Source organism: Natronomonas gomsonensis (genome assembly GCF_013391635.1).
Lineage (GTDB): Archaea > Halobacteriota > Halobacteria > Halobacteriales > Haloarculaceae > Natronomonas > Natronomonas gomsonensis_A.
Genome location: NZ_JACAWU010000001.1, coordinates 1397710 through 1422343 on the forward strand (window position 1 = coordinate 1397710; position 24634 = coordinate 1422343).

Here is a 24634-nt window from a genome sequence, read left to right on the forward strand (position 1 = left end):
ACTCAGACGCCCGGATAACTCCACGGACTCGCTTCTTCGAGGGCCGCCGCGACGCCGAGGAGCCGTGCCTCCGAGTAGGGTTCGCCGACCACCTGCATACCGACGGGGAGTCCCTCGACGGTGTCGGCGGGGACGTTCACGACCGGGTGGCCGGTCATGTTGAACGGCCACGCCAGCGTCCAGTCGGTGGGCATGCCGCTCGTGGACTCGCCGCCGATTTCGGTCGGCATCGGTTCGTCGTGGGTCAGCGGCGGCGTCGCGAGCGACGGACACACGAGGGCGTCGTACCCCTCTAGGGTGTTTTCGACGGCGTGATACAGGTCGGTCCGGGGGAAATCGACCGTAGTGTACTCGGAGATGTCGTTGCTCTCTCCCATCGAGACGAGCGTCTGGAGTTCGACGGGCACCTCGTCGGCGTGGTCTCCCAGGAGGTCCATCTCCAGTGATTCGTCGATTTCGGCGACCGAGGTGGCGAAGAACGTCGTCACGGCGACGCTGTAGGCGTGGGTGAGGTCGCCCTTCGACGGCGCATCGAGAGTGACCTCCTCGACGGTCCCACCGGCGGATTCGAGGTCCGACAGCGTCGATTCGATAGCCGCCTCGACGCGGTCGTCGACTGCGAAGATATCGAGGTCCGGCGAGTAGGCGATGGAGAGTTCCGACGCGTCGGGCGCTGCCTCGACGGCCTCGCGGTAGTCGTCGGGCGTCGGGACGCTGAAGGGGTCGATGCGGTCCTGTCCGGCTATCACGTCGAGCATCACGGCGAGGCTCTCGACGTCGCGGGCCATCGGTCCCAACACGCCGACGGGGGTGTGTCCACGGTAGCCGTTCGTCCGGTTGCCACGCGGGACGAGGCCGTGACTCGGCTTTACCGAGACGACACCGCAGCAGGACGCTGGATTTCGGAGTGAGCCGCCCACGTCCGAGCCGGTCGCCAGCGCACAGAGGCCATCGGCAAGCGCCGCTGCGGACCCCCCTGAGGAGCCACCGGCGTTGCGCTCGGGGTCGAACGGCGTTCCCGTCGGCCCCTGTAGCATGTTGTCCGTCCGGACGGTGTGGCCGAGTTCGGGCGTGTTCGTCGTCCCGACGACGACGGCGCCGGCCGCCTCCAGCCGCCGGATGGTGACGCTCGTCTCCTCGGCGACGTTGTCTTCGAGCGGTTTCAGTCCCATCGTGTTCGGGACGCCGGCTTTCGTCTCCGAGAGGTCCTTCATCGCCAGCGGGACGCCGGCAAGCGGGAGGTCCTCGCCGTCTTCGACACGTTCACGCACCTCACGGGCACGCTCGCGAGCGTCGTCGGCGAGGACGTTCACGTAGGCGTTGGTCACGTCGTTGCGCTCCTCGATTCGGTCGACGAAGCGGTCGACGATTTCGACGGGGTCGGACTCCCCCGAGTTGACGCCCTCGGCGATGTCGACTGCGGACGCGAAGTAGCGACTCATGTGTCCGTCCGTCTCACGGGGGCGAACTAAGCGTTGTGCCGTCAGTGAACGGGTCGTGTGCGCCTGCGGCGCTCGCCAACACGGCGAGTGGTCAGTATTTCGGTTCGGCCCCGGTCACATCGTAGACGGTCTCCATGAGGTCGTCCCGCCGCGATTGCCAGTCGGCGAAGCCGTCCGGGGTGGTCGGGTAATCCTCGTAGATGGTCTTCAGTTCGCCGGCGAGGTCGTTGAGTTTCTTCACCCTGAACAGCGTCCGCCAGTGGCCGAACGTCTCGAGGGCGGTGCGGATTTTGAGCGGCCAACTCATCGAGGTGGTGCCATCCGCCCCGAGGGCGTCGACGAGCTGTTGGCCGGGCATCGCGCTGATAATGTCGACGAGTTCGTCCACGTCGTGGGTGCCGCCCCAGATGTTGTAGAGGTCCATCGCGGCGAAGCGCTTGCCGAAATCGGTCTGGACGCGGCGGTTGTACTCCCAGAGGGCGCGCTCGGAGGTGTCGCCGTCGGCGATGGCGTCGGCGGCGACCTCGGCGGCCCACACGCCGGCCTTCGCCGCGCCGGGGATGCCGCCGCCGGTACAGGGATTGACGTGGCCGGCCGCATCGCCGACGGCGATGTAGCCCGGTGCGACCGCCGAGTCGTAGGGGCGACGGGTGGGGAGGGCGGCACCGAGTTTGTCCTTCACCGTCGCGCCCTCGAACTCCGGGCGGTTCCGCAGGTCGCGTTTCAGTTCCTCGACGAGTTTCATCGGCGGCTTGTTCATCTGGAAGCCCAACCCGACGTTGATTTCGGTGGGTGTCCGCGGGAAGTACCAGAGGTAGCCGAGTTCCGACGCCGGCTTGAACACGATGGCGTCGTGCCACTCGACGGGCTCGGGCACCTCGACGATTTCGCGGTAGGCCGAACAGAACTGCTGGTAGTTGACGTTGGTGTCGAACGTCGTCCCCTCGAAGTCAGCGCGGTCCTGCAACAGCGACAGCGACCCGGCGGCGTCGACGACGATATCGGCCTCGAACTCCCGGACAGACCCGTGAGTCGTCGCGGTCACGCCAGTGACGGCACCGTTCTGGACGACATCCTGGACGACGGTGTCGTAGTGGACGTCCGCGCCGGCACGGTCGGCCTCCTCCAGCAGGATTTCGCCGTAGCGCTTCCGGTCGACGACCGCGCCACTGGCGTCACCGAAGCCGATATCGAGGTTCTCGCCGGTCTTCGGGTTCTCGAAGCGAGCGCGTCGGATGTTCTCGTTGGTGAACGACTCCTCGCGGAGGTACTCGAGGTCGATGACGTCGGGGAACGTACTGGTGCCCTTGATGGCGTCGCCACAGGCGATGTGGCCACCCTCGGACGCGGATTTCCGTTCGAGGAGGGCGACATCGAGTCCGTCCCGGGCGGCGGTCGCGGCGGCGAAACAGCCGGCAGTTCCGCCCCCCACGACGGCGATGTCGTACGTCTCTGGAGGCATACCGGGCCGTTCCACGCTCCCGTATAAATAACCTAGCCGTCAGGTGACAGTCGAACGCTCACACCGTCGGAGCGAGTCGGCCTCGGACGGTCGGCCCGACTGCGAGCAGGAACTCGCCAGCCAAAATCGCGACGAGCAGGCCGAAGGCGACGGTCCACCCCGTAACATCGGCGAGGCCACCGACGACGACGCTCCCGAGTGCGCCGAGCAACATGTAGACGGTCCGGACGAGGCCGAACCCGGCGGCGCGTTCGGTTTCGCCGAGGTTGTCGATGAACCGGGATTGGACGGGTGCCCCCCAGGACATCGCGACGCCGACCAGCGGTACGGCGGCGAAGACGGTCGGGCCGTCGGGGACGGCAACGAGGGTGCCGTAGCCGACGACGCCGGTCCCGAAGGCGATGGCGGCGGTGCTGTCCCGGCCCACGCGGTCCGAGAGCGCGCCCATAATCGGCTGAGTGACGCCGTGAACGACGAAGTACACCGAAAACAGAATACTGGCCATCGAGACCGACCGACCGTGGTGTTCGATGAGGAACGCTGGCAGGAACGATGCCGTCGCCTGCCAGCAGAAGGCGCCGCCGACGGCCATCACCGTCGTGTACCGTATCTCCGGCCGTGAGAGCAACTCCCGAAGGGGTTCGACTTCGAGTCGCGACCGCATCCTGAGGTCGGGACGGGCCGGCGGCGTCCGCCGTATCTGCCAGTAAAACAGCACGAAGACGGGGACGGCGACGGCGGCACCGAGCAGCATCGCCACCCGCCAGCCGTAGCGGGCGCCGACCGCCGCGGCGGCAACGGGAGTCGCGAGGCCGGCCAGTGGTCCGCCGGCGACGTGGACGCCGATTGCCCGACCGACCTGCTCGAAGTGGCGGGCGAGAAACGAGGTCGCGACGCTGTAATGGAGTCCGGCCCCGGCGCCGAGTGCGACGACGGTCAACGCGAAGACGGCGAACGTCGGCGACAGCGACAGTAGGAGGCTCGCTCCGGCGGTGATACCGACGGCCGCGAGGATGACGGCCCGCTCTCCGAAGCGGTCGGCGAGGATGCCGCTCGGGAACTGCGAGAGGGCGTAGGCAGCCCACATTCCAGAGAGAGCGAGGCCGACGGCGCCCTTCGAGACCGTGAAATCGGCGGTGATGTCGGGCACCAGCGGGCTGATAGCCAGCCGTGCGACCATCGTCGCGGTGAACGCGAGCGTACACAGCGCGAGAGCGACGTATCGGTACTGAACGGCCACGAACGCGCTTCAGTATCCGCCGACAACACCCTTGCGGTTTCCCGCCGTTGACTCGAGGGGACCCTCGCCGGTGTCGCAACGGTTTTCGGCGACACCCTCGAAGTCGCTGGTATGTCTCAACAGGAGAGCAACGGCGTTCCCGACCACAGCGGCATGCCGGCACTCGGCTTCGGCACGTGGCAGAACGACGACCCCGAACAGTGTACCGAATCGGTCCGAACGGCCCTCGAGGTCGGCTATCGACACGTCGACACCGCACAGGCCTACGGCAACGAAGACGCCGTCGGTGCAGGCATCGACGCCGCGTCCGTCGACCGCGAGGACGTCTTCCTCGCGACGAAAGTGTGGATAGACCAACTGGCCCACGACGACGTACTCGCTTCGACGGAGGCGAGCCTCGACCGCCTCGGCACCGACTATCTCGACTTGCTGTACGTCCACTGGCCGGCCGACGCCTACGACCCCGAGGGGACGCTGTCGGCCTTCGAGGAACTGTACGACTCCGGCGCCATCGAGCGCATCGGCGTCTCGAACTTCGAACCCGAACACCTCGACGTAGCCCGCGAGGCCATCGACGCACCCATCTTCGCCAACCAGGTCGAGATGCACCCGCTGCTCCAGCAGCGAGAACTGCGGGAGTACTGCGAGGATGCGGGCATCGAACTCGTCGCGTACTCGCCGCTGGCCAGAGGCGACGTCTTCGACGTCGACGTGCTCTCGGACATCGCCGACGACCACGGCGTCAGCGAGGCGGCGGTGAGTCTCGCGTGGCTCCGCGAGAAGGGCGTCACCGCGATTCCGAAAGCGACCAGCGAGGGCCACATCCGCGACAACTGGTCGTCGCTCGGCGTCGACCTCTCGGCGGCCGATATCGAGCGGATCGACGACATCGACGAACAACGGCGACTCATCGACCCCGACTTCGGCCCCGACGGCTGGTAGGCCTCGGTCGGCCCCGATAGCCGGAACCTATTTTTAATCGCGCCGGGACGGTGCGGGTATGTCAGACGGCGGTCTCGTCGAGGGAATCAAGATTGACGTTGTACGGCTCCACGAGACGTGGATGGAGTTGGTGTTCCCGCGACAGCGAACCGCCGTCCACAGCGTGCTCGGCAAGTGGCAACCCCGGACGCAGGGTGACAAAATCAAATACCGGCTGTGGATGGCGTTGGGAGTCCCCATCGTCGCCCTGCTGTACCCGCTGTTGCTCGTCGGCTTCGCCGCCCGGTTCAACGCCAGCCGATTCGACAGCGCGACGACGCGACTGGGCGTCATCGGCGTGGTCGTCCTCGCAGCGGTACTGTGGGGACTGCTGACTGCACTCGCCCGCGTTCGACTCTCCTTCGACGGCTTCGTCGCCGTCGGCGCCGCCAGCGTCGTCGCCGTCGTCTCTGCGGGCTTGGCGGCCGGATTCACCCGCCTCGGCGGCCGCGGGACGACCGTCGTCTTCGCCTACCCCTTCGCGATGAACGCCATCTTCCTGCCGCCGGTCGTCGCGGCGCTGTACGACCCCTCGTTGAGCGGCGTCCTCGAAGGCAGCGAGGAACTCGCCATCTACCTGCTGGACAACGTGCTGTTCGTCGGCGGTCTCAACGAGTTCCTCCGGAACAACTACAGCCTCGAAGGCATCGGCGTCGTGTTGATGTGGGTCGGCATCGCCACGCCGCTGGGGTGGCTGCTCGGCTGTACGGTCACGCTCGCGGACCTCGTCCGTCCGCGGTCGGACGACGACTAGAAGGAGTTCTTCAACTTCTCGAAGAAGCCCTGTTCGACGTCTATCTCCTCGCCGCCAGCCTCTGCGAAGGCCTCCAGTGCCTCCCGCTGTTCCTCGTTGAGGCTGTCGGGCGTGACGATTTGCACTTTCACGTAGAGGTCGCCGTGGCCACGGCGCTGGAGTCGCGGCATCCCCTTATCGCGCAGGCGGAACGTCTCGCCGCTCTGGGTGCCGGCCGGAACGTCCATCTCGACGGTGCCGTCCATCGTCGGCACCTCGACGGTGTCGCCGAAGACGGCCTGCGGGAAGGAGATGGGGTGTCGATACCGGAGGTCGTCGCCGTCGCGTTCGAACTCCTCGCCTTCCTCGACTTCGATTTCGACGAGCAGGTCGCCCTTCGGCCCGCCGTTCTCTCCGGGTGCGCCCTCCCGCTCCATCCGGAGGGTCTGGCCGCTCCGAATACCCGCGGGGACTTCGACCTGTAGAGTCGCCTCGTTTCGGATTTGCCCCTCGCCGCGACAGGTCGAACACGTCTCGGAGTAAATCGTCCCCTCGCCGTCGCACTGCTGGCAGGTCTGTGTCTGCTGGACTCGTCCGAGAGGGGTCTGGCGGACCGTCGTCCGCTGGCCCTGACCGTTACAGGCCGAACAGGTGCGGGCGTCGGCGTCCGGCGGATGGCCCGCCCCGTCACAGTCCGGACACGTCTCCGGGCGCGTGATGGTGAGTTGCTTCGTGACGCCCTCGTAGGCCTCCGACAGTTCGACGGTGAGACGGGTCTTCAGGTCGGCGCCCTGTCGGGGGCCGGACTGGGAGCCGCCACCGCCGAAGAACTGCTCGAAGATGTCGTTCATCCCGCCGGCTCCGCCACCGCCGCCACCGAACGGGCCACCCATACCGCCCATGCCGCCGGCGCCCGAATCCGTCGCGCCGCGCTTGTCGGCCTGCTCGAAGCGCTCGTGACCCATCTGGTCGTACATCTGGCGCTTCTCGTCGTCCAACAGCACCTCCTTTGCCTTCTTGGCCTTCTTGAACTTCTCCTCGGCGTTCGGGTCGTCCGATACGTCCGGATGGTACTCCGAGGCTTTCTCCCTGAATGCGCTCTTGATTTCGTCTTCGCTGGCGTCGCGGTCGACGCCCAGCACCGAGTAGAAGTCCTCGCTCATTCGTTGTAGGGGGTAATCGGTTGAGACACTTCAAAAGAACGGGTCACGCCTCGAAGTCGTGCCCACATTGCTCACAGAATCGCTCGTCATCGACCCGGGTCGCATCACAGACTGGACAGGCCTCTTCGAGGCGGCTGCCACACTCCGGACAGTACACCTCCCCCTCGACGCCCGTTCCACACACCGGACACTGCTCGTGAAGCGACTGTCCACAGGCCGGACAGTACTGACGGTCCTCCGGGACTTCGGTCGAACAGACCGGACACGGAATCGTCTCCGGTTCTGGTTCTGGTTCTGTTTCCGGTTCTGTTTCCGGTTCTGGTTCTGGTTCTGTTTCCGGTTCTGTTTCCGGTTCTGGTTCTGGTTCTGTTTCCGGTTCTGTTTCCGGTTCTGGTTCTGGTTCTGGTTCTGTTTCCGGTTCTGGTTCTGGTTCTGGTTCTGTTTCCGGTTCTGTTTCCGGTTCTGGTTCTGGTTCTGTTTCCGGTTCTGGCTCCTCTGGTCCCGGCGTCGGTCCACCACTTCCCGACATCGACGATGGCGACTCGAAGGCGGCTTCGTCGGCGGGGATTTCGGGGGCAGCGGAGCCACAGACGTAGCGGTCGAGCCAGTCGTCGAGTCGTCGACCAGCCACCTCGGCGACGATGTCGACGAAGGCGTCGTGCGTGAGCGGTCGGTCGTAGGCGTTGATGCGGCGAAACACGTCCTGGAACGTCGACTCGCCGTCGGTGGACTCGCGGATTTCGAGGTCCAGAGCGGCGAGAACGCGACGACCCTTCGTGTAGTAGGCTTGGCTGCTGGTCCACCGCTTCGGGTCGACAAGCACCGACCCCGAATCGCGGCTCGTCGAGACGTAGTTGTGAAACCCTGCGAACGGTGCCTGCCCGCGACGGTAGGTGAAAAGCGACGCGTAGTACTCCGTCGTCGCCTCGACGAGCCACTTGGTCGACGCCGACCGGTCCCACTCCTGTCGCGTGTGGACGTACTCGTGGACCCACGTGTTGTTGACGTTGTCGAGCCGACAGTCGTCCTGTGCCCAGAAGCCGTTTGCGCCGCTCTGGACGCCGAGTGAGCCCCACCCGACGCCGGTCGGGGCGGCGATGGCGAGGACTTCGTCGTTTCGACCGCCGACGTCGAGGCGGGCGGCGGCGTCGCCCAGCGCCGACAGCACGGCGTCGACCGACGGGCGAAGCGCCGCCGCCTCGGGAACGACGAGTCGGAACCGCTGGCCAGCGGTGGTGTCGGTGTACTCGTCGTGGCGGCCCAGATACATCACCGAGCCGTCGGAACTGGTGACGCCCTTGCCGTCGACGTCGTAGCGGCGCTGTAGCGTCGGTTCAGCGCCCCGGTACTGATAGGCGATACTCAGCTGCGGACGCTGCACGATAGCCCAATCGCCGGCATCGACGTACTGGTAAGTCCCCGGTCCGCCGGTGTCTGCCGAGAGGCTCCCGCTCAACCGTGCGGGGTTCGTCGTCCCATCCCAGTCGTACTGCCGACCGTTCGTCCGAAAGCCCCGCGTGCCGTCGACGGCGAGCGTCGAGGGAATCGCGACGCTACAGCCCGTCAGCCGGTCGGCGAAGTCGTACTCGATATCGAGTTCGACGGTGCCCTCCGTGGCGGTGTCGAGGCGAACCGTCGTCGCTTGGACGATTCCCGCGGCGTTCCGATTCGTCGCACCCTGCTCCCCGCGTCGGTTCACACGCCGACTGATTCGGCCAGCAATAAAAACGTCTCGCCGGCAGTCTGGTCGTTCGGTAATCCGGTGGTCGACCCGACGCCTTAGTCGGACTCCGTCGCTCGGTTTTGAGGCGACCCAAGGGATTAAATAACTGATTTCTGTTTAGCCTAACATGGCTGGCAAAGAGCCGTCACCGACGTTTCTCATCGGGGTGGGACAGGCGGGAATCGAAGTGCTCGAAACCCTGAAGGAACACGTCCCGGAGGAGGAGTCGGCGTACTTCGATTATCTGATCGTCGACTCGAACATGAGCGAGCTCAACGGTTCCTCGATAGAGAAGAACCTGTATCTGAAGACCCCCGACACTTTGGTCGGAACGCACCGCGAGGAGTACCCGTTTTTGACCGGCGGCATGCGGTTCGGAGCGAAAGGCGCGGAACGACAGCGTCCCGTCGGTCGCTACAAGTTCGACAACCCCGAGGAGCCGAGTTTCTCCGACGTGTTCAAGACGATTCAGCGCAACGTCAACCGGTTCCGACAGGAACACCAGACCGCGCTCACGTCCTCGAACAAACACATCAACATCCTGTTGGTGAACTCCCTCGGCGGCGGTACTGGAAGTGGAACGTTCCCGATTCTGACCGGCATTCTCCACCACCTCGCCGAGAACATCCGAAACCGCAACAACATGTTCGCCTACCTCGGCGGGTTCGGCGTCGTCCCCGAGTTCGAGTTCGGTCGCGACATCAAACAGCTCCCGGGCGACGACGGGCGGTACTACGCCAACAGCTACGCCGCTTTGCGTGACCTCGAACACCTGCTCAACGCAGACGCCAACGACACGCTTCGACTCCCGATTCACTCCCGACACGACGCCGATGGCGCCGCCTCGACGAGCGACGCCATCGACGCGGCCCTCGAGGAGAACGCCTTCGAGTTCGAAACCCAGCCGTTCAACGACTACTTCCTCGTCGGCGTCAACGAGGACAAAATCGAGGGCGAACAGGCCGCTGCCGGAATCGAACGCTACGACCAGGTGATAGACAACACCGTCGCCGAATCCATCTACACGATGGCGAAACACGGCGACGATATGGAGAACGTCTCCGGCGTCTCCGACACCGACCCCCGGGTCGGAACCGTCGTCGAAACGGAGGTCGAGATTCCCCACGAGACGCTCCGGGCCTACTGTGAGACGAAAGCCGAAATCGAGGCGCTGGAGAGCCTGCTGTATGCGGGTCGCTCCTCGCTCGAAGAGACGGACTCCGACCTCGACGCTATCGAACACCTCGTGCGGAACTCGGAGGTCGTCTTCGAGCAACTCGACCCCGAGGAGGCGAGCGAGATCAAACGCGAAGTCCGCGGGATAATCGACAACAGCCTCGGCGGCGGCGTCAACATGGTCAACCGGACCCGCGAGGACATCGCGTCGGTACTCGACCAGGTCGAGGCCGAACACGACCTCCGGTTCGTCCCCTTCGCCCTCGACGAAATCGAGTCCGCCCTCGACGAGCAAGAACCGAAAATCCGCGAGAACCGCGAGGAGACTGTCTCGGAGATGTGGAAACACTTCGAACTCTCCTCACACCCCGAGTTCGGCGACGTGTCCCGGGTCAACCAGAAGGCGCGAAACCTCTTCGACTTCCTCCGGGGCCGAATCGAGGACACCAAGGTCGAACTCGAGGAGGCCGAGGAGTCCTTCTGGGACGGCAAGCCCGGAATCAAAGGCCGCGAGGAGAAGCTCGACAGCAGGCTATCGAACCTGAAGGAGGCACTCGAACGGCTCCGAGAGGTCGAGGACGACTACGACGGACTCAACGACCTCGGCGACGGTATCGTCGACCAGCGTGCCGAAATCGAGAGTCGACTCAAACACAAGAAACGCGAACTCGGCGACGCCCGAGACGACCTCACGTCGCTTCGTCGTGAACTCACCGACCCCGACCAATCGGGGCTTCGCATCGCACGGATGCCCCTCGAAGCCGAGGCGCTCGAGGAGGTGACGCTCGAAAAACTGGAGACGGACCTCACGGACATCGAGTCGTATCTCGACGAGGGATACGTCGACCGCGACGACTTCCTCGAGGCCATCGCCCGGCGCTACGAGCGGTGTTTCCAGAAGGAACCACGACTCGTCCTCGACGTCGACGAGGACGACGCGCCCGACGACGCTCTCGATTACTTCCAGAGTCTCGGGATGATAGAGACGGACATGTACATCGTCTACGACGACGACAACGAGGACGTCATCTCCTTCGAGCGCGTTTCGACGGCGAGTTCGGGGTACAACCGCTACACCGACGACAGCTACGACTCCCATCGCGTCAAGTTCGTCGCCTACGTCCGAACCGGTCCAATCGACGTGTTGCGGCTATATCAGGAACTCGACACCTACGCCGACGACGGCGGTCTCGATGACCTCGTCGCCAAGCACTGGGACGACTACCGACTGGCCTTCGCCTATCCCGAGTGGTACGGCCGCGACATCCGGTCGGCGTTCATCATCAACGAGACCATCGAGTTGCCAATGCCGCCGGAACCGAAACTGGAGTACGTCCACCTCGAAACCGGCGACACGGGCGAGGGCGAACTGAAACACGAGTTCATCAGCCGCGACGGCGTCGTCAGCTACCTCTATCAGGGCGTCCTCTGGGATAACTACGAGGACGGCGCCACCGGGTTCCGCGGGTGGAAGCAGTCCCTCGACGGGGTCAGCCTCGGCTGGAACGCCGTTCAGGAACTGTCGCCGCCCTCGGAGAAGAAACGGCAGTGGCTGGCCGGCAACGTCTCCTGGGAGGAACTGCTCGAGGAGTACGCCCGCGAGTTCGAGGACCGCGAGGGAATCAAAATCGAGTTCGTCGACGAGGAAGCGACTGCGGACTGAACCGCTCGACTACCAGTCCGGACCGGAGTTGCGCCGACGATAGATGACGACGGCGCCGCCGACGACGGCGACGACGATGGCCAGTCCGCCGATACCGGCGAGCGCCTGCATGACGAGACTGGTCTGGTTTCCGTCCGCTATCTCTGACTGAAGCGAATCGATCCGGTTATCCGGGCTGTTCGACGCGTTGGCCTGGGCGGTGAACGACGAGTCGCCGGGCGTGCCGCCCTCGGTTTCGTAGTTCACCGTCACCGCTCCAGCGTCGATTCGTTCGTCGGTGGTGCCGCCAGTGAAGTAAGTGGCGAACTCCACGCGAATGGTCGTCCCGGCAGGGATTTCACCCTCTTCGGGCGTCAACCGGACCTCTCCCGCGCGGTACTGGCGGTCGAAGGAGATGGACTGACTTCCCTCGACGAACACATCTATCGAATCGGTGTCGAGGACTGCCGCGTCCGTTCCCTCGATGACGAGTTCGGGGTTGACCGCGGTTTCGCCCTCGACGGTGAACTGCCCGTCGACGGTTATCTCGTTCGGTGTTTCGGCGTCTTCGCCGTAGCCGGCGAGGGTTCCGTCGAACTCGCCGCCGACCTCGACGTCCGCGGCGGCCACCCCAGCGAAGACAGAAGAAAACAGAGTCGCGACGACAACCACCACGGCAACCCGCTTTGCGTCTCCGTACAGTCGTGTCATGGACAGTATTCACCCGACACGGAGGAGATTTAGTTCTTTGGCAACCGTCCGCCGATGCGTTCGACTCCGCGTGGACAGAACCTCATAGAATTCAAACAAAAACGCGCTTCAGCGAACGATTATACCTTATGCTACCAAATACCAAGCATGGGAACGGAATCGTACGTCCCCGTCTGTGACCTCGCCGACCTCGAAGCCGAGGGTCGGACGGTCGTCTCCGAAGACGGACGGACAATCGCGCTGTTCTACCACGAGAAAGAGATCTACGCCGTCGACAACCGCTGTCCACACATGGGGTTTCCGCTCGTCGAAGGGACCGTCGACGAGGGGATGTTGACCTGCCACTGGCATCACGCCCGATTCGAACTGGAAGAGGGCGACACGTTCGACCCCTGGGCCGACGACGTACAGACGTTTCCCGTCGAACTCCGCGACGGCCAAGTGTTCCTTGACCCCGACCCCGAACCGACAGTCGAGCCGGCCACACGCTGGCGGAACCGACTCGCCGACGGGCTTCAGGAGGACATCCCACTGGTCATGGCCAAGGCAACTATTGGACTCGACGAGGAGGGGATGGGCTTCGAGACGCCGCTGCGAACCGCGGTCGACTTCGGAACGAAGTACCGCGCTTCCGGGTGGGGAAGGGGGTTGACGACGCTGTCGTACATGGCGGAGTTATACCCGCAGGTCGCCGGCCGCGACAAACGCCGAGCGATGTTCACCGGCGTTCGCGAGGTGGCCGACGACGTGGCCGGCGAGGCCCCGCGATTCCAGCAGTACGCCTTCCGGAACCGCGACCTCTCGAAGTCCCGACTGAAGTCGTGGTTCCGTGAGAACTGCGAGGTGCGAGACGCGGACGGCGCCGAACGGACGCTCCTGACTGCCATCGACGCGCTGTCGCCCGACGAGGTCGTCGAGATGCTCGTCGCCACTGCCACCGACCACCTGTATATGGACGCGAGCCACACGCTGGATTTCCTCAACAGCGCTCTCTCAACGCTGGACCATCTCGGGTGGGACGAGCACGCGCCGGCGGTGCTCGCCTCGACTGTCCCTCGGTTCACCGACGGAACCCGCTCGGAGGAACTTTCCTCGTGGCGACAGCCGGTCGACATCGCCGCGCTGTGTTTCGACGCCCACGACCGACTCGACGACCTCGTCGCCGCCGGGCGGAATCGCGAGTGGACCGAACCCAACGGGTTCGTCGAGACGCTGCTCACGGACGACCCCGAGACGATACTCGAGGCGCTGTGTGATGCTATCGCAGACGGCGCGACCCAGCAAGAACTCGCCGACGCCGTCGCCCGTGCAGCCACTCGGCGGGTCGCGTACTTCGCGACCAACAACGAGTTCGGCGACTGGGACACCGTCCACCATACGTTCGTCTACGCCAACGCGGCCCACGAACTCGCCGCCCGAACCGACGCGACGGAACTGTACCGGGCCTGCTTCGACGGTGCGATGAGCGTCTACCTCGACCGGTTCCTCAACAGCCCACGCGCACCGGTACCGGATGCGGACGGGGGACGTGCCCCCGAGGCGATTCGTTCGGAGATTCTCGATGCTCTCGACGAACAGGGAGGAGTCAACCGCACCGCCCGTCTCGTCGTCGAGCACTTCGAGTCCGACGGTGACCCCGCCGACCTCAAGCGCGTGCTCGGCCGTGGACTCCTGCGAGAGGATGCGGATTTCCACACGCTCCAGAACGTCGGTGCCGCGTTCCGCCGCTTCGACGCCCTCGAAGCGCCCGACGAGCGGCGTCTCGCGATGGTGGCGGCTGCTCGCTATCTCGCCGCTCACACGCCGACTCGCCGGGAGTTCGAGGGCACGTTCTCCATCGCAACGCGGCTCCACCGTGGCGAGCGGCTCCACGAGGCGGAGTGAGTTCGGCTCCCCCGCGTAGCATCGTGCTGCTCACAGCGAGACGCAATCAGAAGGCGTGTCGCCTTCGTCCAACTCGGAACACTCGCTACCCCTCGCGTTCCGAGCCATTGAAACACTCACTCGGTTCGTTTTTCGAGCCGACGACTCGAAGTCGCCTTACTCCTCGTCGTCGTCGACACCGTCAGAGCGACGCTCTGACGAGCCGACGAAAGCGACTCAGGCTCGCGGGTCGTTCCTCCCCGCTCGCATCGAGACGCCCCGACCGTCGCGTCTCGCTACTCTTCGTCGCTTTCGTCGACGTCTTCGAAGTCCGCGTCGACGTACTCCTCGCCGTCGCCGTCTGCGCCGCCAGGACCCGCACCCGCACCGGGGCCGGCACCGCCCATGCCGCCCATGCCGCCGGCACCCGCTGCGCCGCCGGGGCCGCCAGCGCCCGCAGCACCGCCTGCGGCCTGCTGTTCGTACATCTGTTTGCCGATTTCCTGCAGTTGCTCCGAGAGGCTCTCGGTTGCGGACTCCAGCGCCTCGGAGGCCTCGTCGAGTTCGTCGCTGTCGACCTCGGCGTACTCCTCGAGAGCTTCCTCGACGCGCTCGATTTCGGCTTCGATATCGGACTGGAGGTCGTCGTCGATTTCCTCGTCGTTCTCCTCCAGAAGCGTCTCGGCGCGCTGGATGGACGATTCGGCCTCGTTGCGTGCCTCGACGAACGCCCGCCGCTGCTGGTCTTCCTCGGCGTGAGCCTCGGCTTCCTCCTGCATCTCCTCGATTTCCTCGTCGGAGAGGCCGACGCCGCCCTCGATGGTGATCTCCTCGGAGTTACCGGAGCCCTGGTCCTCCGCGGAGACGTTGACGATGCCGTTCTCGTCGATGTTGAACGACACCTCGATCTGCGGCGTTCCGGCGGGGGCCGGCGGGATGCCGGTCAACTGGAAGGCGCCAAGCAGTTCGTTCTGGTCGGCGATTTCACGCTCGCCCTGGAAGACACGGACGTTGACGGAGGTCTGGTTGTCCGCTGCGGTCGTGAAGATTTTCGACTCCTCGGTCGGGATGGTCGTGTTCTTGTCGATGAGACGTTCGAAGAGACCGCCCTTGACCTCGATACCGAGTGACAGCGGCGTCACGTCGAGGAGGACGATGTCGTCGACATCGCCGGAGAGGACGCCACCCTGAATCGCCGCCCCCAGCGCGACGGCCTCGTCGGGGTTGACGTTCTTCTTCGGCTCTTGGCCAGTCATCTCCTCGACTTTCTCTTGAACCTGCGGCATCCGGGTGGACCCGCCGACGAGGATGACCTCGTCGATGTCGCCCTTCGAGTAGCCGGCGTCCGAGAGCGCCTGTTCGGTCGGGCCGACGGTGCGCTCGACGAGGTCGCTGGTCAGCGACTCGAACTTCGCGCGAGTCATCTTCTCTTCGAGGTTGAGCGGCCCCTCGTCGGTCGCGGCGATGAAGGGGAGGTTGATGGTGGTCTCCTTTCGCGAGGAGAGTTCGATTTTGGCCTCCTCGGCGGCGTCCTTCAGTCGCTGCAGGGCCTGTCGGTCCTCACGGAGGTCGATGCCGTTCTCCTCCTCGAAGGAGTCGGCGAGATAGTCGATGATGGCCTCGTCCCAGTCGTCGCCACCGAGGTCGTTGTCGCCGTTCGTGGCGACGACCTCGTAGACGCCGCCGCCCAAATCGAGGATGGAGACGTCGAAGGTGCCGCCCCCGAGGTCGTAGACGAGGACAGTCTGGTCGGATTCGTCGTCGAGGCCGTAGGCCATCGCCGCCGCGGTCGGCTCGTTGACGATGCGGTCGACCTCGAAGCCGGCGATTTCGCCGGCGTCCTTCGTGGCCTGCCGCTGTTTGTCGTTGAAGTACGCCGGCACCGTGATGACGGCCTTCTCGATGTCGTCGCCGAGGTACTCCTCGGCATCGCGTTTGATTTTCTGCAGAATCATCGCCGAAATCTGCTCCGGCGAATAGTCGTCGCCTTCGATTTCGACGCTGTAGTCCTCCTCGCCCATGTGCCGCTTGATGGACTGGATGGTCCGCTCGGGGTTCTGGACGGCCTGGTTCTTCGCCGGCTTGCCGACCAGCCGCTCGCCGTCGTCGGTGAATGCGACGACGGACGGGGTCGTCCGCTCGCCCTCGCCGTTGACGATGATTTCGGGGTCCCCACCTTCCATCACCGCAAAGGCCGAGTTGGTGGTACCGAGGTCGATACCGAGAATCTTGTTGCTCGCCATGTTGCCCGTACCTATCGGTCTGAATCGGTTAAAAGTTGCTAGATACGGTGACTCACGCTTGTCGCCGTCACGGCTCCTTCCGGCGGTTTTCTGAACATCCGGTATTGGTGACCGAGAAATATAAACAGAAGCGCTATTCGCCTTCCTCGGCGACGGTCACCTGCGCGGCCCGGAGCACCTTTCCGGCCATCTCGTAGCCGGGTCGCTGGACCGAGTCGACGGTGCCGGCCGGTTGGTCGCTTTCGACCTTCAACAGCACCTCGTGGCGCTGGGGGTCTACCTCCGAACTGGGCTCGGGCTCGATGGGTTCGACGTTCTCGGCCGCGAGCGTCTCGTCGAGTTGCCGGAAGGTGGCCTCGACGCCCTCGCGGATGTCGGCGTCGTCGTCCTGTTCGAGCGCGCGCTTGAGGTTGTCCCGAACCTCCAACAGACGGCTCACGAGGTCCTCGGTCGCGCGAGCGCGCTCCTGCTCGCGGCGCTTCTCCTGTCGCTTCTTGTAGTTCTGGAACTCCGCCTGCTTGCGCTTCAGCCGTGATTCGAGGTCGTCGCGTTCGAGTTCGAGGTCGTCGTTTCGCTCCCGCAGCGCGGCGATTTCCTCGGCGATTTCATCGGGGTCGGCATCCGCGACGCGCTCGGCGATGGCGTCGACATCGGCCGTCTCCTCGTCGACGGACTCGGGGTCCTCGGCCTCGGTTGGCTCCTCGGCGTCGAGTGCCTCACCGTTGGCGGCCTCCTCGCGCTCCGTATCGCTCATACCCGAAGCGTGTTCTCGCCCGGCAATAAGGGTTGAGAAAGCGGTCGCACCGCAGTCGGTGAACCGTGGAATTAAGCCGACCGGTCGCCGAACGCCGGTGTGGTCACGCTGCGTTACGACGAGGGGACGATACGCGTCGACGGGGCCGACGGCGAGGCCCTCGATGGCCTGTCGTTCGTCGAGGTCGACGAGCGCTCGAAGAGCCGCCGCGCCCCCGCCTTTCGGTACCCGTTCCTGCTGTCGACGTGTCACAATCGCGGCCTTGCCGTCGAGGACCGCGTTCTCGATACGCCAGCGGTCGGCGACCTCTCGACGACGTACGAACTCCGGTCCTATCAGCGGGAAGCCCTCGATGCGTGGCGCGAGGCCAACGACCGGGGCGTGTTGGAACTCCCGACCGGCAGCGGCAAGACGGTCGTCGCCATCGCCGCGATGGCCGCCCTCGACACCGCGACGCTGGTCGTCGTTCCGACCATCGACTTGCTCGAACAGTGGCGGGGCGAACTCCGCGCGGAGTTCGACTGCCCAATCGGTCAGTTGGGCGGCGGAAAACAGCGCGTCGAAGCCATCACCGTCGCGACCTACGACTCGGCGTACCTCCGGGCCGACGAGTTGGGTGACCGTTTTGGCCTACTCGTCTTCGACGAAGTACATCATCTCGGTGGCGAGGGGTATCGGGATATCGCTCGCCTGATGGCGGCTCCGGTCCGACTCGGCCTCACGGCGACCTTCGAACGCCCCGACGGTGCCCACGAGGCAATCGAGGAACTGGTCGGGTCGGTCGTCTATCGCCGGTCGGCGGATGACCTCGCCGGCGAGCACCTCGCCGACTACGACATACGCCGCATCGAGGTCGAACTCACAGCCGAGGAGCGCGAACGATACGAGGAACACCAGGGCATCTTCACCGATTACCTCAAGGAGTCGAACATCCAGCTCCGGAGCGGCAGCGATTATCAGGAACTTGTCAAGCGCTCGGGGACCGATCCCCGCGCCCGTGAGGCACTGCTCGCCAAACAGCGCGCCCGCGAGGTGATGATGAACGCCGACCGGAAGGTCGAGAAACTGGCCGACATCCTCGACCGCCACCGCGAGGATCGCGTCATCGTCTTCACCGCCTATACGGACCTCGTCTACGACCTCGCCGAGCGCTTTCTCATCCCGCCGATAACCAACGAAACGGGCGCAGCGGAGCGCCGCGAGATTCTGGAGCGCTTTCGCCGAGGGGACTACTCCCGCGTCGTCGCCGCGAACGTCTTGGACGAGGGCGTCGACGTGCCCGACGCCAACGTCGCCGTCGTGCTGTCGGGGTCCGGTAGCGAACGCGAGTTTACCCAGCGTCTCGGCCGAATCCTCCGACCGAAAGACGGCGATGTCTCCGACCCTGTGGGGTCAGAAACCAGCGAGACCGCGGCGCGGTCTCGCACTGGGCGTGCTCTGCTGTACGAGGTCGTCACGAGTGAGACGGCCGAAGAGCGCGTGGCGAGACGGCGGCGCTGACGGACGTTCACGGCTCGGAACGCCCCGTAGGCTGTTGTTGGAGGTGTCGTGAGTCACATTCAAGATGGAACGGTGACGCGTCTCGGGTCGCCGACACTGATTTGACTGCCTGAATGGGGTGGTAGGGGTTGTGAACTGTCACGAGGGCTCACCCGCCGCTCACAGCAGGGTCGCCGGCCCGCCGACGAGCGCGAGGACGACGAGGAACCGGCCGAGGCTCCCAGCGAACGTCGCCAGCGCGAACTTCAGGTCGTCCTCCTCGAGGACGGCGAAGGCGTATATCGAAACCGTATCCGGGAAGAAGGGCACAGAGAGCGCGACGGCGAGGCCGGCGTACCCCCACTTGCGGGCGATTCTAACCGTCTGTTTCTCCGACCACTCGATGACGTCGAACCGCGAGCGTCGGAGGCGCTCCACCACCGGGTCGGAGTGTTTCACTCCCTGTCCGACTCGGAAGGCGACGACGCTGCCGACGGTCTTGCCGACCGCACTCACCAACACGATGAGCGCGAGCGTCGCCGCCCCCGAGAGCCCCAGTTCCAGCGGCGCGACGAGGACGATTTCGCTCGGCCCAGGGAGGATGAACGCGATGAGAAACGAGTAGACGAAGATGATGCCGAGCCCCGTCCATCCGGTCGCGGTTTCGACGGCGTGAACCACGGCATCGAGAAGCGCCGCAAAAAACGACGCCACTCCCTTCGAGAGGTCCGAAACCAACGGCGACGCCGTTTCGAGGACTACTGAAGTGACCTCGAACAACTCGAGTGGGAGGGCGAGAGTCGACACGAGTTGCGGCTTCGGGTGGTTATTTGAATCGGAACGTCTCGAGGTTCTTCGGCGCGAACGTCCGCATGTTGAACTCGTGATACAGCGCCGAGGAGAGGTCCTGAACGGAGGACTCGTCGCCGTGGACACACAGCACCTTCTCGGGCCGTGGGTTCATCGTCCGGACGAAGTTCATCAGTCCCTGCCGGTCGGCGTGCCCGGAGAAGCCGTCGACGGTCTCGACGTCCATGTTCAAAGACAGCGTACCGCGGCCGTTCGAGCGGTCGTCCATCGGAATCTCGTCCCAGCCGTTCTGGATGCGTCGGCCCAGCGTCCCTTGGGCCTGGTAGCCGACGAAGACGAGCGTCGAGTCCTCCTCCGCGCCGACGTGAGTGAGCCACGACATGATGGGGCCGCCCTCGACCATCCCCGACGTTGAGAGGATGATACAGGGGCCGCCGTCGGCGACCTCCTGACGTTCGTCCTCGCCGCCGTCGATGTGGTTGAACTGGTCGGAGAGGAACGGGTTCTCGTCGTCGTGGAAGATGCGATCCCGGAGGTCGTCACGCAGGTACTCGGGGTAGGTCGTGTGGATGGCGGTCGCCTCCCAGATCATCCCGTCGAGGTGGACCGGAACCTCCGGAATCTCGCCCTTTCGCATCGCCTCTTCGAGGACGAGCATGATTTCTTGGGAGCGGCCGACAGCGAAGGCAGGGATGAGTATCTTCCCGCCGTCCTCTGTCGTCTCGCGGATGACGCGCTTCAGTTCCTCCTCGGAGTCTTCCTGGTCGGTCTGGAAGTCGTTGCGGCCGCCGTAGGTCGACTCCATGACGAGCGTCTCGACGCGGGGGAACTCGTTTGTCGCACCGTTGAACAGCCGCGTGTCGTCGTAGTGGATGTCTCCGGAGAAGGCGACGTTGTAGAGGCCGTCGCCGACGTGGAAGTGCGAGACGGCCGACCCGAGGATGTGGCCGGCGTTGTGGAAGGTGAGCTTGAGGTCCGGCGCGATGTCCGTCACGTCGCCGTATTCCAGCGGAATACAGTGCTTGATGGCCTCACGAACCTGTTCGGACTCGTACGGCGGGGCCCGACCCTCCTTTGCGGCCACGTCGAGGTAATCCAGCGTCAGCAGGCCCATCAAGTCGCGAGTCGGCTCGGTACAGTAGATGGGGCCGTCGTAGCCGTACTTGAACAGAAGCGGGATGAGCGCCGAGTGGTCGAGGTGGGCGTGGGTGAGCACGACGGCGTCGATGTTCTGTGCGCCGGCGCCGAGTGCCTCCGGGACCTGAAGGTACGGGACCTCACCTTCCGCGCCGGGCTTGTCGCCACAGTCGATGAGAACGCGAGTTTCAGGGGTGTTGAGAATGAACGACGCGCGGCCGACCTCTCGACAGCAACCCAGCGTGGTGATGCGGACCCACTCGTCATCGGACATCTCCTCGCGGTGAATCTGTCGGCCGACCCGTTCGAGGATGTCCCGGCGGTCGTCGCGCTCCTGTTTCAGGAAGTTCCGGACGTTCGACACCGTCGCGGATTCGATGGGTGGCGTGCGGACGACTTCCGGAGTCCAGCCGACCTGTTGGGTGATTTCCCGAAGCGTCGACCCGTGGCGGCCGATGACCATCCCGGGTTTCTGGGCCTCGATGACGACTTCGCCGGTGTCGGCGTGGAAATCGAGATCCGTGATGCCCGCCTCATCGGGGACGACCTCCCGAATCTTCTTTCGGGCCTCTTCGGGGCGGGAGAGCACGTCGGGGTCCGGTCGCACCGTGATTCGTTTCCGGAGTTTCGACGCCAGCCGCCGAATCAAATCGCCGTCCCCGGCGAACTTCTTTGGGTCCCGCGTGTAGACGACGAGTTCCGGCCCCTCGTACTTCACGTCGGAGATGGAGATGTCGTTCGGGACTTCGCTCACTATCGTTTCCTTGATGTCTTCGAGTTTCCGCTCTACTGCACTCATGATGTAGAAAGCCTCGGTTGTGGGGTTCCGGCGCCGCGGTGCACCGCTTCTCGTGTGGGCCGATGGCCCGACCGGCGTGCGGTGTGACAACAGGTCATGGATGTCGTATCTACGGGTAACTGTGGTCTCTCGACCGCGGGAACGACCGGAAAACCCGCTCGTACCCGGACGTAACCCACCACTCATATAAAATCCTTCGCAAACGGAAGACATGGAGCTCACACCCGAAACCGTCGCGGCCGAACGCGCCCGCGTCCGCGAAAACGAGACGATTCCGGCGCTGATGAACGACGTTCGATCCCGTCTTGGTCCGCTGTTCGGCGTCGAGGTCGACCGCGTGTCCGCCGAGCAGTATCGACAGGAGGTCGACGCGGTGTTTTCCGACGGCGACCGTGCGGTCAACGTCGCCGCTCTCTGTGGCATCCTCCGAGACCTCGACTGTGATGGCGATTACCCCGGGTTCGTCGTCGACGAGTTCCTCGGCCGCAAACTCGCCGCGACGATTGCGGGCGGCGAACCGCACGCTACCCTCGCGGAGGCGACGTTTCACTTCGCGGACGTACACACCCACGGTGAACCGGGAGACGCTGCCGGCGCCGACGACCTCGATGCGGCCCTCGCCGCCGGCTTTCAGACGCGTCTGCCGGGCTGGGAGTGGACTGAAACCGATAGCCCCTTCGCAGTGGAGTAGGCTTTTGGTCGACCCCTCGCTGGTGGCGGTATGGAACGTGTCACCATCGACGACATAGAGGCCGAACCGCACCCGATGGGCGTCAACCGCGAGCGCCGCAACGTCAGCGACGCCCTCGGCGCCGAGGAGATGAGCGCCGTCCACTACGAACTCGAACCCGGCGAGTCCTTCTCGGGGGGCCTCCACACCCACCACGACCAAGAGGAGTGCTTCTACATCATGGAAGGCGTCGCCACGTTCGAACACGGAACCGACGGCGAGGAAACCGAGGTCGAAGCCGGCGAAGTCATCCACTTCGAACCCGGCGAGTTCCAGTGTGGCCGGAACAAGAGCGACGGCACCGTGGTCGGCCTCGCGCTGGCCGCACCCGGAAGCCAGCACAACTGGGAGGACCTCGAATCGTTCGCACCCTGCGGCGAGTGCGACGAGGTGACGCCCCACGGCGTCGAGGAACCGGTCGACGGCTTCACAATCTTCTGTAAGGAGTGTGGCAACGAGATGCAGTTGGCCTGAGCACCGCTGTCCGTTCCACCCGAATCGGCCAGCAGGCCTATCAACCGCTACGGCCCTTTCTGACGTACATGCAACGACGGGAATATCTCATCGCGACCGGAAGCGTTGCCGCAGGTGCCTCGCTGGCCGGCTGTATCGGCAGTGCAACTGGCACGCTCGCTACGCAGGTCACCGACCAACCCGGCGACATCTCGGATTTCGAGTCGTGTGTCGTCACCATCACGGAACTGCGAATCAAGCCGGCCTCCGACGACGGCGACGATGCCGACGGCAACGAGACGGACGGAAACGGGACGGACGCCGACGACGAATCCGCCGAGGAGACCTACGAGGTCGACGACGCCGAGGCCGACCTCGTCGAACTGCAGGACGGCAACACGCAACTCGTGGACGAACAGGAACTCGATGCAGGCGATTACGAGTATCTGAAAATACAGGTCTCGAACGTCGACGCGACGCTGAACGACGGCAGCGACGCCGACGTGAGCACGCCCGGCGACGCGCCGCTGAAGTTCAACCAATCCTTCGAGATTCGAGAGGATACCCGAACGGTGTTCACGGCGGACTTCACGCCGGTCAAGCAGGGCCAGTCGGGCGGCTACGTGCTCCAGCCGGTCGCCGACGGAACCGAAGTCTCCTACGAATAGTAGTCCGACTGACCAGTTTTCGCCGAAAGACAACACCTGTATCCCCACCACCGGTAGCGGGACGTAATGTCTTCGCGACGTGCGTCGTTTCTCGATGGCGCCCGGACCGTCGCACCGGTCATGGTCGGCATCGTTCCGTTCGGTCTCGTCGCCGGTGCGGCGGCCGTCGGGGTCGGTCTCTCCGGACTGCACGCGGTCGGGCTGTCCGTTCTCGTCTTCGCCGGTGCGTCCCAGCTGGCTGCAATCGAGTTGCTCGGTGAGAACACACCCGCTGTGGTCGTCGTCGTGACGGTTCTCGTCATCAACCTCCGGATGACGATGTACAGCGCCTCGCTGGCGCCGTACCTACAGGAGTTCTCGACGCGGTGGCGCGCCGCGATGGCCTATATTCTGACCGACCAGGCGTATGCCCTGTCGGTCGCCGAGTTCCGCGCCGACGAGTCGGTCGACCGGAAGTGGTACTACCTCGGGACGGCGGTGCCGCTGTGGGTCGTCTGGCAGATTTGTACGGTCGTCGGCGTCGTCGTCGGCGCTCGCGTCCCCGACTCGCTGCCGCTTCAGTTCGCCGTGCCGTTGACGTTCCTCGCTATCTTGGTCCCGACGATTACCGACTCGCCGAGTGCGGTCGCCGCCGGCGTCGGCGGGTCCATCGCGGTCATCGGGGCGGGCCTCCCGCTCAACCTCGGGCTCATCACCGGCGCGGTTACCGGCGTCGTTGCTGGATTGGTCGTCGAAACGGGGTGGTTCCGATGACCGACTCCGCGACGGTGTGGCTCGCCATCGCCGTGGCTGGCGTCGGGACCTTCCTGATTCGGTTCTCATTCCTCTTCCTCTTCGAGTACCTCTCGGAGGTTCCCGACGGCGCCCAACGAGCGCTCCGGTTCGTCCCGGCGGCGGTGTTGGCGGCGTTGGTCCTCCCCGCCCTCGTCATCGTCGAGGGGTCACCGTCGGTGTCGCTCGGCAACGAGCGCCTGCTGGCCGGTCTCGTCGCCGCGGTCGTCGCCTGGCGGACCGAGAGCATCTTCGCGACCATCGTCGTCGGAATGGTGGTGCTCGTCGGATTGCAGATGGTTCCGTAGGAGTAACCAGATACAGTTATAAATTTCAGAAAATCAACCCCCTAGAGTTACGTGAGTGGCGGACCGAGTCCTCACATGGACGCGTTCCGGCGGCGACCACACCAGCGGCTCTCGCGGGCGGTCGTCAAGACGGTCGGCTACCGGTTGTTCATGGTCGTCATCACCGTGGCGGTCGCCTTCTTCGTCGTCGGCAACGTCGGCGAGGCGCTCAGCATCGGCCTCGTCGCGAACGTCCTCAAGACGGGGACGTACTTCGCCTACGAGCGGGTGTGGGACCGAATCGAGTGGGGCATCTGAGCCGTTCCCACGGATACGCCGGGTTTAATACCAGCCTGCGGCACGGTTT

21 protein-coding genes are annotated in these 24634 nt (G+C 64.8%); 11 read left to right on the top strand and 10 right to left on the bottom strand.

What is annotated here, in order from left to right; all coding sequences use genetic code 11:
* Positions 1–2: 2 nt before the first annotated feature.
* From HWX69_RS07285 to HWX69_RS07295, 3 genes are all read right to left on the bottom strand, one after another.
* A complete protein-coding gene (locus HWX69_RS07285) occupies positions 3–1442 on the bottom strand; it encodes an amidase (protein WP_178916415.1) in 1440 nt (479 codons plus the stop codon).
* 91 nt (positions 1443–1533) lie between these two features.
* Positions 1534–2904 carry a geranylgeranyl reductase family protein gene (locus HWX69_RS07290; RefSeq protein WP_178916416.1) on the bottom strand — a complete coding sequence of 457 codons (1371 nt, stop codon included), beginning with the start codon at positions 2902–2904 and terminating at the stop codon, positions 1534–1536.
* A 58-nt stretch (positions 2905–2962) separates the two neighbouring features.
* On the bottom strand, positions 2963–4144 hold the full coding sequence (locus tag HWX69_RS07295; RefSeq protein ID WP_178916417.1) for an MFS transporter: 1182 nt from the start codon (positions 4142–4144) through the stop codon (positions 2963–2965).
* Positions 4145–4255: 111 nt separating this feature from the next.
* On the opposite strand from HWX69_RS07295, the gene HWX69_RS07300 reads away from it, so the two are divergent.
* A complete protein-coding gene (locus tag HWX69_RS07300; protein ID WP_178916418.1) occupies positions 4256–5086 on the top strand; it encodes an aldo/keto reductase in 831 nt (276 codons plus the stop codon).
* A gap of 58 nt (positions 5087–5144) precedes the next feature.
* Positions 5145–5879 carry a hypothetical protein gene (locus HWX69_RS07305; protein WP_178916419.1) on the top strand — a complete coding sequence of 245 codons (735 nt, stop codon included), beginning with the start codon at positions 5145–5147 and terminating at the stop codon, positions 5877–5879.
* Here the strand turns inward: HWX69_RS07305 and dnaJ are convergent.
* Entirely contained in the window at positions 5876–7021 is a 1146-nt protein-coding gene (dnaJ, locus tag HWX69_RS07310) for a molecular chaperone DnaJ (protein ID WP_178916420.1), read from the bottom strand. The genes HWX69_RS07305 and dnaJ overlap by 4 nt on opposite strands.
* Positions 7022–7064: 43 nt before the next feature.
* On the bottom strand, positions 7065–8720 hold the full coding sequence (locus HWX69_RS07315; RefSeq protein ID WP_178916421.1) for a double zinc ribbon domain-containing protein: 1656 nt from the start codon (positions 8718–8720) through the stop codon (positions 7065–7067).
* A gap of 151 nt (positions 8721–8871) precedes the next feature.
* Here HWX69_RS07315 and HWX69_RS07320 point away from each other — a divergent pair, with 151 nt between their 5' ends.
* Complete coding sequence (locus tag HWX69_RS07320; RefSeq protein ID WP_178916422.1) at positions 8872–11583, top strand: tubulin-like doman-containing protein; 2712 nt, start codon at positions 8872–8874, stop codon at positions 11581–11583.
* 9 nt (positions 11584–11592) lie between these two features.
* Here the strand turns inward: HWX69_RS07320 and HWX69_RS07325 are convergent, their stop codons facing one another.
* The gene (locus HWX69_RS07325; protein WP_178916423.1) at positions 11593–12273 is read right to left on the bottom strand and encodes a hypothetical protein; all 681 of its coding nucleotides are present in this window, start codon (positions 12271–12273) and stop codon (positions 11593–11595) included.
* Between the two features lie 147 nt (positions 12274–12420).
* Between HWX69_RS07325 and HWX69_RS07330 the strand changes: the two genes are divergently transcribed.
* Entirely contained in the window at positions 12421–14157 is a 1737-nt protein-coding gene (locus HWX69_RS07330) for a Rieske (2Fe-2S) protein (RefSeq protein WP_178916424.1), read from the top strand.
* Positions 14158–14432: 275 nt separating this feature from the next.
* On the opposite strand, the gene dnaK is transcribed toward HWX69_RS07330, so the two are convergent.
* The gene (gene dnaK, locus HWX69_RS07335) at positions 14433–16379 is read right to left on the bottom strand and encodes a molecular chaperone DnaK (RefSeq protein WP_178916425.1); all 1947 of its coding nucleotides are present in this window, start codon (positions 16377–16379) and stop codon (positions 14433–14435) included.
* A gap of 133 nt (positions 16380–16512) precedes the next feature.
* Entirely contained in the window at positions 16513–17133 is a 621-nt protein-coding gene (locus tag HWX69_RS07340; RefSeq protein ID WP_178916426.1) for a nucleotide exchange factor GrpE, read from the bottom strand.
* 99 nt (positions 17134–17232) lie between these two features.
* Between HWX69_RS07340 and HWX69_RS07345 the strand changes: the two genes are divergently transcribed.
* Entirely contained in the window at positions 17233–18633 is a 1401-nt protein-coding gene (locus tag HWX69_RS07345; RefSeq protein ID WP_178916427.1) for a DEAD/DEAH box helicase family protein, read from the top strand.
* Positions 18634–18792: 159 nt separating this feature from the next.
* On the opposite strand, the gene HWX69_RS07350 is transcribed toward HWX69_RS07345, so the two are convergent.
* Positions 18793–19326 (bottom strand): YqaA family protein, encoded by a 534-nt coding sequence (locus HWX69_RS07350; protein WP_348642996.1) that lies wholly within the window; start codon positions 19324–19326, stop codon positions 18793–18795.
* A 112-nt stretch (positions 19327–19438) separates the two neighbouring features.
* Positions 19439–21358, bottom strand: a complete 1920-nt coding sequence (locus HWX69_RS07355; protein WP_178916428.1) for a beta-CASP ribonuclease aCPSF1 — start codon at positions 21356–21358, stop codon at positions 19439–19441.
* A gap of 211 nt (positions 21359–21569) precedes the next feature.
* On the opposite strand from HWX69_RS07355, the gene HWX69_RS07360 reads away from it, so the two are divergent.
* The 6 genes from HWX69_RS07360 (at position 21570) to HWX69_RS07385 (ending at position 24585) form a co-directional block, all read left to right on the top strand.
* Positions 21570–22049 (top strand): hypothetical protein, encoded by a 480-nt coding sequence (locus HWX69_RS07360; RefSeq protein WP_178916429.1) that lies wholly within the window; start codon positions 21570–21572, stop codon positions 22047–22049.
* A 30-nt stretch (positions 22050–22079) separates the two neighbouring features.
* A complete protein-coding gene (locus HWX69_RS07365) occupies positions 22080–22562 on the top strand; it encodes a cupin domain-containing protein (protein WP_178916430.1) in 483 nt (160 codons plus the stop codon).
* A 68-nt stretch (positions 22563–22630) separates the two neighbouring features.
* The gene (locus HWX69_RS07370) at positions 22631–23209 is read left to right on the top strand and encodes a DUF4382 domain-containing protein (RefSeq protein ID WP_178916431.1); all 579 of its coding nucleotides are present in this window, start codon (positions 22631–22633) and stop codon (positions 23207–23209) included.
* A 66-nt stretch (positions 23210–23275) separates the two neighbouring features.
* Positions 23276–23962 (top strand): AzlC family ABC transporter permease, encoded by a 687-nt coding sequence (locus HWX69_RS07375; RefSeq protein WP_178916432.1) that lies wholly within the window; start codon positions 23276–23278, stop codon positions 23960–23962.
* Positions 23959–24288 (top strand): AzlD domain-containing protein, encoded by a 330-nt coding sequence (locus HWX69_RS07380; RefSeq protein WP_178916433.1) that lies wholly within the window; start codon positions 23959–23961, stop codon positions 24286–24288. Before HWX69_RS07375 ends, HWX69_RS07380 begins: the two co-directional genes overlap by 4 nt.
* A gap of 75 nt (positions 24289–24363) precedes the next feature.
* Positions 24364–24585, top strand: a complete 222-nt coding sequence (locus HWX69_RS07385) for a DUF2061 domain-containing protein (protein ID WP_178916434.1) — start codon at positions 24364–24366, stop codon at positions 24583–24585.
* Positions 24586–24634: the final 49 nt, after the last annotated feature.

What these genes read in the sequence shown, in the direction of transcription:
- HWX69_RS07285 (WP_178916415.1), bottom strand. Translation starts at nt 1,442, where the DNA reads ATGAGTCGCTACTTCGCGTCCGCAGTCGACATCGCCGAGGGCGTCAAC.
- HWX69_RS07290 (WP_178916416.1), bottom strand. Translation starts at nt 2,904, where the DNA reads ATGCCTCCAGAGACGTACGACATCGCCGTCGTGGGGGGCGGAACTGCC.
- HWX69_RS07300 (WP_178916418.1), top strand. Translation starts at nt 4,256, where the DNA reads ATGTCTCAACAGGAGAGCAACGGCGTTCCCGACCACAGCGGCATGCCG.
- HWX69_RS07305 (WP_178916419.1), top strand. Translation starts at nt 5,145, where the DNA reads ATGTCAGACGGCGGTCTCGTCGAGGGAATCAAGATTGACGTTGTACGG.
- dnaJ (WP_178916420.1), bottom strand. Translation starts at nt 7,021, where the DNA reads ATGAGCGAGGACTTCTACTCGGTGCTGGGCGTCGACCGCGACGCCAGC.
- HWX69_RS07320 (WP_178916422.1), top strand. Translation starts at nt 8,872, where the DNA reads ATGGCTGGCAAAGAGCCGTCACCGACGTTTCTCATCGGGGTGGGACAG.
- HWX69_RS07325 (WP_178916423.1), bottom strand. Translation starts at nt 12,273, where the DNA reads ATGACACGACTGTACGGAGACGCAAAGCGGGTTGCCGTGGTGGTTGTC.
- HWX69_RS07330 (WP_178916424.1), top strand. Translation starts at nt 12,421, where the DNA reads ATGGGAACGGAATCGTACGTCCCCGTCTGTGACCTCGCCGACCTCGAA.
- dnaK (WP_178916425.1), bottom strand. Translation starts at nt 16,379, where the DNA reads ATGGCGAGCAACAAGATTCTCGGTATCGACCTCGGTACCACCAACTCG.
- HWX69_RS07340 (WP_178916426.1), bottom strand. Translation starts at nt 17,133, where the DNA reads ATGAGCGATACGGAGCGCGAGGAGGCCGCCAACGGTGAGGCACTCGAC.
- HWX69_RS07355 (WP_178916428.1), bottom strand. Translation starts at nt 21,358, where the DNA reads ATGAGTGCAGTAGAGCGGAAACTCGAAGACATCAAGGAAACGATAGTG.
- HWX69_RS07360 (WP_178916429.1), top strand. Translation starts at nt 21,570, where the DNA reads ATGGAGCTCACACCCGAAACCGTCGCGGCCGAACGCGCCCGCGTCCGC.
- HWX69_RS07365 (WP_178916430.1), top strand. Translation starts at nt 22,080, where the DNA reads ATGGAACGTGTCACCATCGACGACATAGAGGCCGAACCGCACCCGATG.
- HWX69_RS07370 (WP_178916431.1), top strand. Translation starts at nt 22,631, where the DNA reads ATGCAACGACGGGAATATCTCATCGCGACCGGAAGCGTTGCCGCAGGT.
- HWX69_RS07375 (WP_178916432.1), top strand. Translation starts at nt 23,276, where the DNA reads ATGTCTTCGCGACGTGCGTCGTTTCTCGATGGCGCCCGGACCGTCGCA.
- HWX69_RS07380 (WP_178916433.1), top strand. Translation starts at nt 23,959, where the DNA reads ATGACCGACTCCGCGACGGTGTGGCTCGCCATCGCCGTGGCTGGCGTC.
- HWX69_RS07385 (WP_178916434.1), top strand. Translation starts at nt 24,364, where the DNA reads ATGGACGCGTTCCGGCGGCGACCACACCAGCGGCTCTCGCGGGCGGTC.